The sequence below is a fragment of the Mesorhizobium sp. M0771 genome, from assembly GCF_040320155.1.
GTDB lineage: Bacteria > Pseudomonadota > Alphaproteobacteria > Rhizobiales > Rhizobiaceae > Mesorhizobium.
In genome coordinates this window covers 410994-425537 of sequence record NZ_JAMYPC010000001.1, presented here as the reverse complement: position 1 = coordinate 425537, position 14544 = coordinate 410994, and the positions used below count along the sequence as shown (strand labels likewise).

General features: G+C 60.8%; 16 protein-coding genes. 9 read left to right on the top strand and 7 right to left on the bottom strand.

Annotated elements, in window-relative coordinates; translation table 11 throughout:
- Positions 1-256: 256 nt before the first annotated feature.
- The 5 genes from NKI05_RS02095 to NKI05_RS02075 form a co-directional block, all read right to left on the bottom strand.
- Positions 257-733 (bottom strand): DoxX family protein, encoded by a 477-nt coding sequence (locus tag NKI05_RS02095; RefSeq protein WP_023686290.1) that lies wholly within the window; start codon positions 731-733, stop codon positions 257-259.
- A gap of 11 nt (positions 734-744) precedes the next feature.
- Complete coding sequence (locus tag NKI05_RS02090) at positions 745-1530, bottom strand: HvfC/BufC N-terminal domain-containing protein (protein WP_023814572.1); 786 nt, start codon at positions 1528-1530, stop codon at positions 745-747.
- Complete coding sequence (gene bufB / locus NKI05_RS02085) at positions 1517-2545, bottom strand: MNIO family bufferin maturase (protein WP_023686289.1); 1029 nt, start codon at positions 2543-2545, stop codon at positions 1517-1519. The genes NKI05_RS02090 and bufB overlap by 14 nt, the downstream gene beginning before the upstream one ends.
- 45 nt (positions 2546-2590) lie before the next feature.
- On the bottom strand, positions 2591-2860 hold the full coding sequence (locus NKI05_RS02080; RefSeq protein WP_023683376.1) for a BufA1 family periplasmic bufferin-type metallophore: 270 nt from the start codon (positions 2858-2860) through the stop codon (positions 2591-2593).
- A gap of 229 nt (positions 2861-3089) precedes the next feature.
- Positions 3090-3929 (bottom strand): patatin-like phospholipase family protein, encoded by an 840-nt coding sequence (locus tag NKI05_RS02075; RefSeq protein ID WP_023814571.1) that lies wholly within the window; start codon positions 3927-3929, stop codon positions 3090-3092.
- 76 nt (positions 3930-4005) lie between these two features.
- Here NKI05_RS02075 and NKI05_RS02070 point away from each other — a divergent pair, with 76 nt between their 5' ends.
- From NKI05_RS02070 to NKI05_RS02030, 9 genes are all read left to right on the top strand, one after another.
- On the top strand, positions 4006-4437 hold the full coding sequence (locus tag NKI05_RS02070) for a hypothetical protein (RefSeq protein WP_245261696.1): 432 nt from the start codon (positions 4006-4008) through the stop codon (positions 4435-4437).
- Positions 4438-4674: 237 nt separating this feature from the next.
- Positions 4675-5589 carry a LysR family transcriptional regulator gene (locus tag NKI05_RS02065; RefSeq protein WP_023683373.1) on the top strand — a complete coding sequence of 305 codons (915 nt, stop codon included), beginning with the start codon at positions 4675-4677 and terminating at the stop codon, positions 5587-5589.
- 192 nt (positions 5590-5781) lie between these two features.
- Positions 5782-6264, top strand: coding sequence for a cupin (locus NKI05_RS02060; protein WP_023814570.1), 483 nt, complete (start codon positions 5782-5784; stop codon positions 6262-6264).
- A 91-nt stretch (positions 6265-6355) separates the two neighbouring features.
- A complete protein-coding gene (locus NKI05_RS02055; protein WP_023686286.1) occupies positions 6356-7558 on the top strand; it encodes an MFS transporter in 1203 nt (400 codons plus the stop codon).
- Positions 7559-7657: 99 nt separating this feature from the next.
- Entirely contained in the window at positions 7658-8122 is a 465-nt protein-coding gene (locus NKI05_RS02050) for a DUF302 domain-containing protein (RefSeq protein WP_023683370.1), read from the top strand.
- A gap of 370 nt (positions 8123-8492) precedes the next feature.
- A complete protein-coding gene (locus NKI05_RS02045) occupies positions 8493-9275 on the top strand; it encodes a 3-hydroxybutyrate dehydrogenase (RefSeq protein WP_023686285.1) in 783 nt (260 codons plus the stop codon).
- Between the two features lie 22 nt (positions 9276-9297).
- Positions 9298-10455, top strand: coding sequence for a patatin-like phospholipase family protein (locus NKI05_RS02040; RefSeq protein WP_023683367.1), 1158 nt, complete (start codon positions 9298-9300; stop codon positions 10453-10455).
- 39 nt (positions 10456-10494) lie between these two features.
- Positions 10495-11889: an NAD(P)/FAD-dependent oxidoreductase gene (locus tag NKI05_RS02035; RefSeq protein WP_023686284.1), complete on the top strand. Its 1395-nt coding sequence runs from the start codon at positions 10495-10497 to the stop codon at positions 11887-11889.
- A 291-nt stretch (positions 11890-12180) separates the two neighbouring features.
- Positions 12181-12885 (top strand): peroxiredoxin-like family protein, encoded by a 705-nt coding sequence (locus NKI05_RS02030; protein WP_023686283.1) that lies wholly within the window; start codon positions 12181-12183, stop codon positions 12883-12885.
- On the opposite strand, the gene NKI05_RS02025 is transcribed toward NKI05_RS02030, so the two are convergent.
- Together NKI05_RS02025 and NKI05_RS02020 are read right to left on the bottom strand one after the other, a co-directional pair.
- The gene (locus NKI05_RS02025; RefSeq protein WP_352792161.1) at positions 12869-13768 is read right to left on the bottom strand and encodes a LysR family transcriptional regulator; all 900 of its coding nucleotides are present in this window, start codon (positions 13766-13768) and stop codon (positions 12869-12871) included. The two genes, NKI05_RS02030 and NKI05_RS02025, sit on opposite strands and share 17 nt — an antisense overlap.
- Before the next feature lie 413 nt (positions 13769-14181).
- Positions 14182-14544 (bottom strand): EutQ-related cupin domain-containing protein, encoded by a 363-nt coding sequence (locus tag NKI05_RS02020; protein WP_023683363.1) that lies wholly within the window; start codon positions 14542-14544, stop codon positions 14182-14184.

Here is a 14544-nt window from a genome sequence, read left to right as displayed (position 1 = left end):
CATAAATCCGTATTCGCCCCGCGGCGAGTGCCCGTTACGGCCTCACAGCAACGCGACCGTTGCCGGAGTTAGTGGCGACGGCAAGACCGAAGATCGATACGTCAACCTTTGAGGTGCACCTAGCTCAGGTGAGAGGTGTTAGCTTAGGAACGGCGGACTGCGACGCGGTGTCCAGTGGGTTGGACAAGGCTCCTTCATCCAGCTTTCAGTGCACGGGTGAAGATGCACATCAGGTCAGCCTCCTCGACTGAAATATTCAGGTTTTGGAGGCCGAAGAGATTCGATCGGCTATATAGTCGAGTGAGAAAACCCCAGCACCACGCGTAAGCACCAGCAGCAACAGCGATGCCCACAGCAGATGCTCGGCCCAGTTCTCAGGGAACACGAAGATCTGGATAACCGAAACGACGCCGAGCAGCATCAGCGCGCCGAGACGCGAGAACAGCCCCAGGAAAAGCAGCACCGCCCCGGTGATCTCTGCCGTTGTCGCCAGCGGCGCCGCGATCGACGGATCGATGAGGGGTAGATTGTATTCGCTGGCGAACAGCTGCAGCGTCACCGGCCAAGACGCCAGCTTCGATTGTGCAGACTGCCAGAAGACATGCGCAATCGCCACTCGAGCCGCGAGCTGGACCAGCGAAAATGGTATACGCTCCGGCAAGCTGATCACTCGTCGGTAAACACCAACAAGGCCGGCAGGGCGAGGCGTGGAATATTCTGGTATCGCAGTCATGATCGTCTCCTTCAGTTTGAGAGAGGGGGCACCGGGACGCGCACGTCGGTGACGAGCCTGTCGCGGAACAGACGCACAAGCGCTGAAACCAGGTCGAAGGCCGGGTCGAGCGCCAAGGCGCGGCCAGTGGCATGCTCAAGGCCGAAGCCGTGCTTCAGCGAATGCCAGAAGCCGAAGCTCGCGCGGTCGAGCAGAAAAAGCCGCACGTAGTTCCCCGATCGCCACAGCGCCACCCGTTCAGGGCGTCTTGTCCAGGTGATTTTTTCATCGACCGCAGTCTCCTTTTGATGCTCCATCCATACCGATAGGATCGACCAGTGGGAGACCATCAGTCGCAGTGAGGGCTGGAGCAGGATATCCGGCGACAGCCCAAGGTCGGTGCTGTCGTATTCTGCGAGACTGCGGGCCGGCAGCGAAGCTGTATCGAGCGCTTCGGCAATGGCCCATTCGAGCCGAGCCGTCTCGGCGACGATCGGCATGTCGGACAGGGTGTCGATGGTCTTCAGGAAGCGAGGGAAGCCCGCGCCATAACGCGCCAGGCGTGACTCCGCCGGCGGATGCCGTCGAATGAACTCGCTCGCCATGAAGCGGAAGAAACGTTCGTCCACGAGGCGGGCCGTAACGGGGAAGACGGCCATCAGCACGGCGGTCAAGGAACTGCGCGTGTTGTTCTGGTAGATGCGCAGGCGAGCCATTGGGTCGGCCTTGCCAGCGGTCAGCACTTTCGCGTCGATCAGTGGCTCCATGGCCAGCACCGAGCGCGCCACCATGGTCTGCAGATGTTCAAGCGGCAGCATGATATCCTCCCTCGATTGTCGGCAAGGCCATGTGCATGGCCGGTCTGGCTCTGGCAGCGGCAAATGCCGCAAGCACAGGCATGCTGGTTCGCGTGCTTTCGAAAGCTGGCAGGCTGGACACCGGCAGGACCGTGGTTGGGGCGGTCTGCCTCGCGGCCTGCTTGCGGCCGAACATGATCGAAGCGGAGAGCATGTCGGCCCACATAGCCTCGCCGAGCAGCACGTCGAGAACCGGAACATCGGTATCCCATTCGATCAGCGTAGGGCGCGGCCCGAGATGGCTGATGGCATGGTGATAGAGCCCCCAGACAACCGGCGGCACGCGAGAGCCGTGGTCGTCGATAAGCACGGTGTCGCCGCCGACCTGATTGGTCGCATGGCCGGCAAGGTGGATCTCACCGATGGCATCGGCAGGCAAAGCGTCGATGAAGGTCTTTGCGTCGTATTGGAGATTGTGCGCCGAAACCTGGACATTGTTGACGTCCAGAAGCAGGCCGCAGCCAGTTTGCGCCACCAGCTCGGCCAGAAATTCAGCTTCATTCATGGAGGAGTCGGCAAACGCGACATAGGCGGACAGGTTCTCGATCAGCACACGTCGCTTCAACGTATCCTGGACGGTCGCTATGTTTCGCGCCACGATCGCCAGCGCCTCTTCGTCATAGCGAAGCGGCAGCAGGTCGTTGAGATAGGCTCCGTCGGCAACGCTCCAGGCAAGATGCTCCGAAACGAGATCGGGCTGGAACCGCTCGCAGACCTTTCGCAGCCTTTCCAGATGATCGCGGTCCACGCCTTGCGCGCTGCCCAGAGACAGGCCAACACCGTGAACTGACAGCGGATATATCTGGCGCAGCCGTTCAAGCGCCTCGACGGCGGTGCCGTCGCCCATATAATTCTCGGCATGCACCTCGAGCCAGCCGGCGGAGGGCCTGCGGCTCAACATTTCGCTGATATGAGGAGAGCGAAGACCGATGCCCGCGGTTGCGGGGATGGCGACACCTTGAAATGCACGGGGCATCGGTCTGCTCCCTTCCAAAGGGGGTTGGCTTGAAGTCTGGGTCGGTCAGGCTTTCGGCTTGTCGCTGCCGCCGGTGATCTTGGCGCAGCTGCCGGCCGGCACGTAGAGCCACGAGTCCGGCTGGTTGTCGGCGGTCGAGGTGCCGGCACATGAATGCGTCGCGGTCTGGCAGTCGTTCTGGCCGGCCTTGACGACGCCATAGCACTTCTCGAACGAGAAGCTGGGCTGAGCAGCCGGGCCGCTATAGGCTGCAGATGCAGCAAGCGAGGTGGCGGCTGCGAGGGCCGATCCGATGAGGGTCTTGGTGTTGATCACGGTCGTTCTCCTGGTTGCGTTTAGAGGGAAGACTGACCTGGCGGCCTGTCTGCAAGCAGTGTTGTCCAATGCGCGATGAAGCTGAAATGCTGTCTCGGCATGGATTTGATACGCGGTCACTATGTTGAGGAGGGTAACGACCAAAGCCCTCCGGCGGGGAACCGGAGCGCTTTGGCGCCTACACTTCGTGAGCGCGGAGAGGCAGGCGCGGCCAAGCGGAGGGAGGCGCCTAGACGTATCGATTTTTGCTGTCGACGACTGAGCTTTCGCTCAAGCTTGGATGGTCAGCGAGAAGCCATTCCTCGGCCCGCTGCCGTCCACGGTCACGCATGTCGGTCAATTCGCCCCAGTCGGTCCAGGGCCTGGTAAACAGCGCAGCACTTGTTCTGTGATGACTGTCGAAGAGGACAGATGCAGAGTTCAAGGCATTTGCGGCGAGGCGGTGAGCACAAGGCGTCATGCCCTCGGAGGGTTTGCCGCTGACAATCAGCCAATGCCCAGCCTCGATTTGCTGCACTGCTGGCAAGGCCGAAAAATCGCCTTCACCCCAATATGGATCGCCATCGATTTCCACGGCGGGAAAGAGGAATGGGACTGTCGCTCCCGCCAGGATCGCGTCGATCGACAACTGGTCGCCGGAGAAAATCGTGACGGTGTCGGTGAGGGCGTTCGAAGCCAGGATGTTGAGCTTCAACGGGCAGCTTTCCTTGCGGATCTCGGCAATGTCGATGGACTGTTCCAGGATCGATCTCAGCGGCTTGGCTGTATCGGCCGCGAACATCGTTGCATGGCTGACACGCCGCCAGAAATTGGTAAGCGCCGTCCTTGCCCCACGCCTGCCGCCCAGAGCCAGTCCGTAGGCAAGAACCGCTGCCTCCATGCCTCCGAAACCGGATGCAGTGATGCTGCGGAAGGAAAGGCGAGGCTCATCCAGCAAGCGATCGAGCACGCCCCAGACAAATGCGCCGTGTGCGTCGTTTGTCAGCGTAATGTCGATCAGCTGGCTGTCTTCCGTCGCCGGTCTTGCACCGGCAACAAAGCCATGGTCGGTTGCGGCCTGGATTTGCATCTTTTGGATCTCCTCCCGAAGAACGCCAGGGAAGGCGTTTGATGGAGACACTGCCGCATGATCCTTCATTGGCGAAATGCCAAGCTGGCATGAACTCCATAGTCAGATTGCATTGGCGGCAATCTCTTCCGCGCCGCAAGATTTGCGAGGCTGGCGAGTATCCGACGATCTCGCTTTGGAGCTGGCGCCACGACCTTCGCCGGCAGGCCTTCAGCACCAAAAGGAGCGTGTCATGAGAATACGAAATGTCTGTTTGGGGGCGTTCGCCCTCGCTCTTTTAGCCGGGCCTGCATCCGCCGATGCCTTCAGCGATCTGGCGTCGCTGCCGTCATTCTATAGCGATGCCGGCATGAAAACGATGAAGCCGATGGCCGGTTTCAAAAAGGCTTGGCTGACTGCGCCCCGGGGTGATCGGGACAAGATGATGAAGATGTGCAATGACGCAGCCATGAGCAAGCCGCACGCAGCGTTCTGCGCCAATGTATTGGCGCTTGGCGGCGCCAACTGAGCTGCACCGACTGTGCCGGGCAACACAGGAATGATGTCACAATGGCGAGCGGTCTGCTCGCCACCGTCTTTTGGTGATGGCCAGCTGCTGCGCAACGCAAGTAGTCCGCAGCGCGCGCTGTCGCGGCGCCATGACGGACCGCTATCGACTTTATAGCCGCAGTGCATTGGCGCCAAAGCGAGCCTTGCGGCAGTCTCCGAAGCGCGAACAACCTCGTGCAATTGGGGATAAATCGGCATGGACGTTCACCACATCCGCTACTTCCTGGCAGTGTGCGAGACACGAAACTTCACGCGCGCGGGCGAAAAGTGCAACGTCACTCAGCCGGCTCTGTCCCGCGCGATTCAACAACTCGAGGAAGAGGTCGGAGGGCTGCTGTTTCGCCGTGAACGAAGCTTGACCCACCTGACCGACCTGGGTGTGCTGCTTCGCCCCCGTTTTCAGCAGATTCTCGACGAACTGACTGGAGTGCGGCAGGAGGCATCGAGATTCCTGTGCCTGGAAAACGCCAACCTGAAGGTCGGAGTCATGTGCACAATCGGCCCCCGTCGCTTCACCGGTCTTCTGACCGAATTCAACCGGCGTCAGCAGGGCATCCAGCTGCAATTGGTTGAGGGTGTCCCGGCATCGCTCTCCCAGCTTCTGGAGTCCGGCGAGATCGACGTCGCCATCATGGCCTCGAGCGACAGCTTCCCGGACCGCTTTGACGTCACACCGCTTTATCGCGAGCGCTTTGTCCTCGCCTTTCCAAATGGCCATCGGCTGGCCCGCAATGACAACGTTGCCATCTCCGAACTCGATGGCGAAAATTATCTCAGGCGCCTGAATTGTGAGTATCGCGATCATCTTGCTGGTCTCTGCAATGATCGTGGCGTCAAGCTCAGGATCTCCTACGCCAGCGAGCGCGAGGACTGGATCCAGAACATGGTGTCCGGAGGGCTAGGTATCTGCTTCATCCCTGAATTCAGTGCGGTGATTCCGGGCCTGCAGGTCCGTCCCGTCATCGATCCTGAGGTCTGGCGGGAAGTATCCCTGGTCGTCGTTGCGGGACGCAGGTTCTCGCCTGCGGCGTCGGCTTTCGTGAACAGCGTCAAGGCGCATGGCTGGCCTGAGAGCCCAATAGCCCAGGCGATCCACAAAAACGCAGCCTGAAGCAAAACGACCAAATTCTGGGAGCGTGCGACAAGTCTTGTCGTGCGCTTTTTTATGCGCTCGCGTCGTTCGACGATAGTTTTCAGGTATCGAATTGAAAGCCAGTCAGCATTTCTCTTTTCTGATCGCTCCCGTCACTCTCCTCGTCATGCCCCGCCTCCCGCGTTTGGGCACCGACAAAGGAGATACAAGATGGCTACCAAGAAACTCACTCTGGCGTTTGCGGCAGGTCTGCTTTCGGCAACCGCTGCATTTTCCTCTGCCCCGGCCTTCGCCGGCGACTGCCCAGCCGGCCAGGCCGCAACGACTGATATCCAGGAACATCCCAGCAAACCGGTTGGCGTTGTCGACACGGTTCTCTCTGCGATCGATCTGAGCAGCAAGGGCGAGGCCTGGAAGGGCAATATGCTGCGCCTTCGCAAGCTCGTCGTTCAGCCCGGCGGCGTCGTGCCATGGCATGAACACAACGTCCGCCCGGCCAACATCCTCATCATCGAAGGCTCGATCACCGAATACCGCAGCACCTGTAAAGTGGGCATCGAGCACCCGGCTGGCGATTTGACTGCCGAGTTCGGCCAGCTCGCCCATTGGTGGAAGAACAACGGCAAGGTGCCCGCCGTGCTCTATTCCGCCGACGTCCTGCCGCCCGCGATGCCCGACGACCACATGATGTGATCCGCGTCTTTCGACGACGTCTTCCCGTAACCCCCCATTGAAGCGCGTCCTCGGGCAGCCGCCTGGGGACGTGTGGCCACGGAGCCCTGTCATGACGACCAGTGGATTGAGTGAACCAACGCGGCTCCGAATGGTTGCTGCGGATGGCCGGCGCTTCGGCCTGATCGCCCTGATTGCGTTCCTGACGCTTGTCGATCTCTTCGCCACTCAGGCCATACTGCCGTCGCTGGTCATCAAGTTCGGCGTCAGCCGCGCCACGATGGGTCTCGCGGTCAATGCCAGCACGTTCGGCATGGCTGTGGCCGGCATCGCGGTCGCGCTTTTCGGGCGCGGCATCGATCGCCGCAACGGCATCTGGATCAGCCTGGCCGTCCTGTCGATACCGACGACGCTGCTTTCGCAGACCGACAACATAATCGTGTTCGCCTTGCTGCGGGTCGCACAGGGCCTATGCATGTCAACCGCTTTCACGCTGACGATGGCCTATCTGGCCGAACATTTTTCATCGCGCCAAACGACCGGCGCGCTTGCGGCCTACGTGACCGGCAACGTCGCCAGCAATTTCTTCGGCAGGCTTATGTCGGCCGCCGTCGCCGATACGTTCGGCATCTCCACCAACTTCCTGACGTTCGCCGCCCTCAATCTGATTGGCGCGGCTCTTGTATGGTTTACGCTGCAAAAGACATCCGCAACTATGGGCGCCGACGCCATGGGCCAACCCGCGCGCGCGGCCTGGAAAGGCGCACTGAAGGACGCCGAGCTACGCGCCTGTTTCGCGATCGGCTTCATGATCCTCTTCGTGTTCATCGGCACTTTCACCTATGTGAACTTCCAGCTTGTCGCCACTCCGCTATCGCTGTCGCCGATGGCACTGGGTCTTGTCTATTTCGTCTTCCTGCCCTCCATGCTGACCACGCCGCTGGCAGGGCGCGTTGCTGCCGGCCTAGGCCCCAGGGTGGGGATCGGTGCAACACTTGCGCTGGCGATCCTCGGTTTGCTTCTGCTGCTTGCGACCAGTCTGCCGATCGTTCTTGCCGGGATGGCGCTTGTCGCCGTAGGCACCTTCCTGGCGCAGGCGATAGCCACCGGCCACGTCAGCCGGACCGTATCGCGTGATCGCACCGCGGCAAGCGGCATTTACCTCGCATCCTATTATGCGGGCGGGCTCGCGGGCAGTTTCGTCCTCGGCCAGATCTATGACCGGATTGGCTGGACCGCATGTGTGACCGTGCTTGTCGCTGTGCTTGCCTGTGCGGTTGCTGTCGCGGGGGTGCTGAAGACGCCAACAGTCTGACCGGCACGAACGGTGAGCCGAAGAAAGTCGCGCCGACGAGCAAGGCGCTGTGAATTCCATCGCTCAACTTAACGTCACGACAAACCCAAGGAGACTGACATGACCACTTATATGAAAACCCTGATTGCCGGCGCTGCCATACTGGTGGCGATCGTCGTCCCTGCCGCCGCCTCGGATGGCGTCGTGACGGTGAAGAGCGACTACTCCGTCGCTGAAACCGTTGCCCGCATCAAGAAGGACGTCCTCAAGAAAGGCATTATGTTCTTCGGCGTCATCGACCAAGCGAAGCTTGGCAACAAAGCAGGCAACGATGTCAAACCGTCGCGTCTTGTGATGTTCGGCAATCCGGCCCTGGGCACGACCTTCATCACGGCCAACCCCGAAGCCGGCCTCGACTGGCCGGTGCGCGTGCTGGTCTATCAGACGGCCGATGGCGGGGTCTACGCCGCCTATACCGATTTCGACTGGATCGCCAAGCGTCATGGCATCACCGACCGGGCGCCGCAGTTCAAAATGGCCACGGAAGTCATCCAGTCGGTTACCTCGACGATCAAGAAGAACTAGCGCCCGGGATCCAGCGAGATTATTCGGCGACAGCGGCGGGCAGAGTGCTCGCCGGTTCCCCGAACCATTTCTCTTGCAGGAGCGCGCCGACCGCCGGCGGTGTCTGCGGCCGCGCCGTGACGAGATTGACCTCATGTCCTTCACGCGAACGAAAGGTGGTTCGCCGGCCGGTGAAAAAGCCAGCCGGCTGGGGTCTCAGCCCGCCGGAGGAATGAGACCGGATCTGACCGTCGGCTATCGAATCCATGTCTCAACGGCATTTCCGATGTCCGGGGCCAGGGGTCATACTTTTCATCAACAGACAGAACTCGGAAACCACCCGGCGGCAGGCGGTCATGACCAGCTCGCGCTCAGATCGAAGGAGATCACCATGCTCACAGGAAAAACCGCGCTGATAACAGGCTCTACCAGTGGCATTGGCCAGGGGATCGCCGAAGCATTTGCCGCCAAAGGCTGCAATATCGTCCTCAACGGTTTTGGCGATGCCAAGGAGATCGAGAAGCTGCGGGCGGGTATTGCCGCGGAGCACGGTGTGACCGTCCGCTATGACGGCGCGGACATGAGCAAGGGCGACGCCATCACCGCGATGATGGACAAGGCGATCGCCGAGTTCGGCGCGATCGACATCCTGGTCAACAATGCCGGCATCCAGCATGTCGCGCCGATCGATGACTTTCCGATCGAAAAATTTGAAGCAGTCGTGGCGATCGACCTGATGTCGTCGTTCTATACGATCCGGCGCGCGTTGCAGGCCATGAAAGAACGCAAATGGGGCCGCATTATCAATGTCGCCTCGGCACACGCTCTCGTCGCTTCGCCATACAAGTCAGCCTATGTCGCCGCCAAGCACGGCGTTGCCGGGTTGACCAAGACGGTCGCGCTGGAAGTCGCCGAGCAGGGCATCACCGTTAACGCTGTCTGCCCGGGCTATGTGCTGACCCCGCTGGTCGAGAAGCAGATACCGGACACGGCCAAGGCACGCGGGATCACCGAGGAGCAGGTGATCAAGGACGTCCTTCTCGCTGCCCAACCGACCAAAAAATTCGTGACAGTTGCTCAGGTTGCGGCGCTCTGCCTGTTCATGGCCTCGGACGATGCAGCTTCGATCACCGGCGCCATCATCCCGATCGAAGGCGGTTGGACGGCTCACTGAACCCGAACGAGGAATAAAGACCATGAACAAGATCACCCGCAATCCGCCCGTGTCCGAGGCCGAGCCAAAGATCGACCGTCTGGCAGACAGCGCCGCCAAGCGGCAGACGGTGTTGGTTCTTCAGGGCGGCGGCGCGCTCGGCGCCTATCAGGCCGGCGTCTACCAGGCGCTGGTCGAGGGTGGCATCGAACCGGATTGGGTTATCGGCACGTCGATCGGGGCTATCAACGCCGCGTTGATCGCCGGAAACGAACCAACGGTTCGGCTCGCGAGGCTTCAAGAGTTCTGGGAAGGCGTCAGCCGGATCAGCCCGCTCGATGAGTTTTTCGCAATGATGGTTCCGAGCAACGTCTTTGCCAATATGGGCACCGTGATGCGCGGCATACCGGGGTTCTTCGAACCGAATCCAAGTGCCATGTTCGGAGTGAACCGCGAAGTGGGTGTCGAGAACGCCTCCTACTACACGACCGATCCACTCAAGCGGACGCTGAATGACCTGATCGACTTCGACTATCTCAACCGGCGCCATACCCGGCTGACGGTCGGGGCGGTCAACGTCAACACCAGTGAACTCAAATACTTCGACACCCGCGAGATGACCCTGTCGGCGGCGCACATCATGGCGTCGGGTGCCTTGCCGCCGGCGTTTCCGGCGGTCTGTATCGACGGCGAGCCTTACTGGGATGGCGGCATCTATTCGAACACGCCGATCGAGGTCGTGCTCGACGCGCGTCCGCGCCGCGACGCGCTGATCTTTGCCGTCAACATGTGGCAGCCCCGCGCCACCGAGCCGAAATCGATCTGGCAAGTCATGGGCCGGCAAAAGGACCTTCAATTCGCAAGTCGCGGCAAGAGCCACGTGGCCCGGCAGGAGCAATTGCATCGTCTGCGCCACGTCGTGCGTGAAATGGGAAAGCTCGTCCCGGACGAGCGGCGCGAGGATCCGATGTTCAAGGAATTGGCCTCCTATGGCTGCCCGTCGGTCATGCACCTTGTGCGGTTGCTTTCACCGCGCCTCGACGGCGAGGACCACACCAAGGATATCGACTTCACCCGCGCCGGCATCCGTACCCGCTGGCAGGCCGGCTACGAGCATGGCCAGCGCGTTCTCGCGGAGAAGCCATGGGAGTGCGAAGTCGACATGCTGCAGGGCATCGTCATCCACGAATCGCAAGAGTGACATCTTCGAGCGCGGCGGGAAGAAAGACGGAGAATACCGATGCAGATCATCACTCCCGGGATGCGGCTGGTTCCAGAAGCCGTGCTCGCCAACAACGCCGCGCTTTTTCGCGCGATACCGGAGACACCATCTCATGCGGACAGGTCTCGGCATCGCGTGGTCATCGTCGGCGGCGGTGCCGGCGGGTTGGAACTGGCAACGCGCCTCGGCCGTAAATTCGGCAAGCGGCGTCTTTCCGTTACGCTTGTCGACCGCAATCGCACGCACATCTGGAAGCCGCTTCTGCACGAGGTCGCCTCGGGCGCACTGAGCGCGTCGAATGATGCGGTGGAATACATTGGCCATGCCAGTCGCCATCACTATCGATACCGGATTGGCGACGTCGTCGGCATCGACCGCGCCAAGCGGCAGATCTTTGTTGCGCCAAGCTTCGACGACGAAGGCAGGCAGATCATACCGCCGCGCGTGCTGGGCTACGACACGCTGGTGCTGGCCGTCGGCAGCGTCAGCAACGATTTCGACACGCCAGGGGCGGCCCGCCACGCAATCGCACTCGATACGGCTACCCAGGCCGTTCGATTCAACAAGCGCATGATAGACGCCTGCCTGAGGGCCAACGCTCAATACGAGCAGCTGTCGCCGAGCCAACTCCATTGCGTCATCGTTGGCGCTGGAGCCACCGGCGTCGAACTGGCGGCCGAGTTGCACAGGTCGATGCGGGAGATAGCGTCGCACAACCTCGACAACATTGATTTCAAAAGACTTATCCGCATCACCCTCGTCGAGGCCGGGCCACGAATCCTTCCGGCCTTGCCCGAGCACCTGGCGCGCGCCTCGGCGCATCTGCTTCGTGATCTCGGCGTTCAGATACGGTGCGGGATCAAGGTCACCGAAGTGACGGAGGGCGGTGTCAGTCTCGGCGAGAAGCTATTCGTGCCGGCCGAACTCGTCGTCTGGTCTGCGGGGATCAAGGCGCCGGATTTCCTTAAGAAACTCGATGGCCTCGAGACAGACCGCATCAACCGCCTGGTCGTGGATGAGACCCTGCAAGCGCTAGGGGATGAAAACGTGTTTGCGATCGGCGACTGCGCGAGTTGTGTCCTCCCCGGCAGCGAAGCTCCCTTGCCGCCGCGCGCCCAGACGGCCCATCAGCAGGCCGATCATATGGTCAAGGTGATCGCGGCGCGCCTCGAAGGGCAGGTGGCGCCGGCGTTCCGTTACCGCGACTACGGTTCCCTGGTTTCACTGGCCGATTACGGCACCTTCGGCAACCTGATCGGCGGATTGAAGGTTGAGGGTCTGCTTGCCCGGTTGATGTATCGCTCGCTCTACAAGATGCATCTCAAGGCAGTGCACGGGACCTTCAAGACCGTGCTGGACACGGTCACCGGAATCCTGTCGCACCGCACCAAACCGCGGGTCAAATTGCATTGAATCTCGATAGGCCGGGACGGTGGAGAATTTGATGTCGCGATCCTTGGTGGCGGTATGGCTGTGAAGGTCGCTAGACCTGCTGCCGGCCTGTCGGAGGCAAAAGTCGAGGCGCGCGATCTCGGCAGCAGCTGTCCCAACCAGACCGGACGTAACAACTCGAGCGGAAATAACGAACAGAAGGTGAATCCGTGCAGTTTCGATGCACGCAAGGCATCGACTCCATGCAAGAAAAGCATGGCCGTGCCCGTGGGGCTTCAATGATAGGCTGTATGCAATTGCGAAAGTGCAGAAATGGACGCCGACGACCAGGCAATGACGTTTGAACAGTCCGTGCAGGCTGCCATCGAACTCGACGCACCTCTCAACGACCGGCTGGCGGTGATTGCCGGTGCCGTGCGCCGACTAAACTCGGATTTTGCGGATGCGGTGGACCGCCTGGTGACGCGCCTAGGGCAGCAAGGGGCTGGATCCATGGCGCCGACTCCCGGCGATATCATGCCGGGATTCCTGCTGCCCGATGACGAGGGGAGACTGATTGGCCTGGGCGACATCCTCTCCCAAGGTCCGGCCGTGATCACCTTTCAGCGCGGGCACTGGTGTCCATATTGCCGGTTGAATGCGATTGGCATCGTTGAAGCTCAGGAGGAGATTACCACTTTGGGCGGCCAGATTGTGGCGATTATGCCGGAGCGGCGCAGGTTCGCGAAGGCGATGAAGGCAGCTGTGGGCGCCAAGTTTCCATTCCTCACCGACATGGATAATGGCTATGCCCTCTCGCTCAACCTTGCGATTTGGATCGGGGCCGAGATGGAGCGGTTGATGGGCGTTGCCTATGACATCCCAAACTTTCAAGGCAACTCCAGCTGGTTCCTGCCGATCCCCGCGACCTTCGTCGTTGGCACGGACGGCATCATCACCGACCGCTTCGTTGATCCGGACTACCGCCGGCGGATGGACATTGAAGACTTGATCGGGGCGCTTAGGCGGGCTCACTGACGCCAAAGGTCGACCAGTCGGTCGATGGCAACAGGTTTAGCAGCGTCGTTGCCACTGGGGAACGGTGGCGGCCGGCGACTGCATAGACGGCAACGACCCGCGAGATGTCCAAGTCGCGGAGCTTTAGCCTACGGACGTTTGGCGAGCGTGGCGCAGTCACCGAGACAAAACCAACGCCGGCGTTTGCTTCCAGTAGCGCCAAGAGATCATGATCGGTCTCGACCTCATGCGCGGACCGTGGCGTCAGTCCATTTGCCGACAGGCAGCGTGACAGCTCCTCGCTCGTTTCCCAGTCGATCCTGCTCAACACTGGCTCCGCGACAAGCTGGATCAGCGCGACATCGGCCTCGTTGCGGCGTGCAAGCGGATGATCGGAATTCACCACGAGCTCTATGCCTTCTTGGAACAGCGGCCAGGTGTCGAGCCGGTCCCATGCCGCCCCCAGCGGACCGGCAACGGCGAGTTCGACATCGCCGTTCTTCAGCGCATCAATCACAGCGTTCGGCGAGCCGCGGTTGATCTTGAGATGCACGCCGGGATAGGCCCGGAAAAGCTCCGTAAACGGCGAGACCAGAAGTGCGATGTTGACGCTGTTGGAAATGGTGACATTAAGCGGGGCCACGTCGCTGCTTTGCACCGCCTTGGCGAGCGATTTAGCGGAAGTGGCAGCATCGTAACACTGCTGCAGCAAGGGCAGCATGCGTCGGCCAAGCTCGGTCAGATGGGAATGTTGGCGCTCGCGCCGAAGCAGCTCACCGCCCAATTCGTCTTCGAGGGTCTTGATTGCGCGCGTCAGAGCCGGCTGCGTGACATTGCACTCTTCCGCTGCTCTGGTGAAATTAAGCGTGTTGGACAGGGCCAGAAAATAGCGAACCTGCTGCATCTCCATGAATTTCCGCCCCCTCAGCGAAATCCGATTCGTCAGGCGTAGCTAGCTTCTATCTATGCTAGCGCAACAGGACGCTAAGGCAAAGGCGGAGGGCTTGCGGAGGCGAAACGGTGCAATCGGGCTCTGAAGTGCCGCCGGCTTTGGCCGGCGGGTTGTCGGGCACTTGGCACATCCTCGCCTGGATTCCAGCTTTGAAGTTCCGAAGGTCGTGCTCAGCTGTGCAGAGGTCTCGTAACAACGAGACCTCCCTTCCAGGCAAGCTGAGGTCGCAAAGAGTCACTTGAGATTGCACGTCTAAGCCGTGTGGTGACAACCCAAGGAGTGGGAGCCGGAGTCGATTTCTGGACGCCCCGGGTTCGGAACTGCGCTGCGGATGGCCAACGCATGGAAAAGGAGTGCCTGTCAGTTCAGGGTTCTACCGTTCCCTGCCGCGCTGCCCAGTCGAACGGGTAAAGGCAATAGAAATAGCCGGTACGCTCGGTGGCGATGTATTTCAGGTGGGTGCCGTTTGGCAGCCAGACGATATCGCCGGGATTGCACTCATGGCGACCGTCGTCCAGTTCGATCGTCAAGGTGCCCTCGTGGATGAACAGCACCTCGTCGTAGGTCACGGTCCAGTCGATCGAGGCGTTCTCGAGATACTCGATGCCGCCGCCCATGGTCCGACTGATATCGGCATTGATGACGCGGGCAATCGAGGATGTGCCGGTCGGTGTGATGGACGGCTTCAGGGTCAATTCGCTGTGCTTGAAGATCTTGGCCTTGGACAC

Bases quoted from the DNA above. Each gene is read 5' to 3' on its own strand.
- NKI05_RS02040 (WP_023683367.1), top strand. From the start codon at position 9,298: ATGAACAAGATCACCCGCAATCCGCCCGTGTCCGAGGCCGAGCCAAAG.
- NKI05_RS02090 (WP_023814572.1), bottom strand. From the start codon at position 1,530: ATGCTGCCGCTTGAACATCTGCAGACCATGGTGGCGCGCTCGGTGCTG.
- NKI05_RS02095 (WP_023686290.1), bottom strand. From the start codon at position 733: ATGACTGCGATACCAGAATATTCCACGCCTCGCCCTGCCGGCCTTGTT.
- NKI05_RS02050 (WP_023683370.1), top strand. From the start codon at position 7,658: ATGACCACTTATATGAAAACCCTGATTGCCGGCGCTGCCATACTGGTG.
- NKI05_RS02035 (WP_023686284.1), top strand. From the start codon at position 10,495: ATGCAGATCATCACTCCCGGGATGCGGCTGGTTCCAGAAGCCGTGCTC.
- NKI05_RS02030 (WP_023686283.1), top strand. From the start codon at position 12,181: ATGGACGCCGACGACCAGGCAATGACGTTTGAACAGTCCGTGCAGGCT.
- NKI05_RS02075 (WP_023814571.1), bottom strand. From the start codon at position 3,929: ATGCAAATCCAGGCCGCAACCGACCATGGCTTTGTTGCCGGTGCAAGA.
- NKI05_RS02045 (WP_023686285.1), top strand. From the start codon at position 8,493: ATGCTCACAGGAAAAACCGCGCTGATAACAGGCTCTACCAGTGGCATT.
- NKI05_RS02025 (WP_352792161.1), bottom strand. From the start codon at position 13,768: ATGCAGCAGGTTCGCTATTTTCTGGCCCTGTCCAACACGCTTAATTTC.
- bufB (WP_023686289.1), bottom strand. From the start codon at position 2,545: ATGCCCCGTGCATTTCAAGGTGTCGCCATCCCCGCAACCGCGGGCATC.
- NKI05_RS02055 (WP_023686286.1), top strand. From the start codon at position 6,356: ATGACGACCAGTGGATTGAGTGAACCAACGCGGCTCCGAATGGTTGCT.
- NKI05_RS02065 (WP_023683373.1), top strand. From the start codon at position 4,675: ATGGACGTTCACCACATCCGCTACTTCCTGGCAGTGTGCGAGACACGA.
- NKI05_RS02070 (WP_245261696.1), top strand. From the start codon at position 4,006: ATGCCAAGCTGGCATGAACTCCATAGTCAGATTGCATTGGCGGCAATC.
- NKI05_RS02060 (WP_023814570.1), top strand. From the start codon at position 5,782: ATGGCTACCAAGAAACTCACTCTGGCGTTTGCGGCAGGTCTGCTTTCG.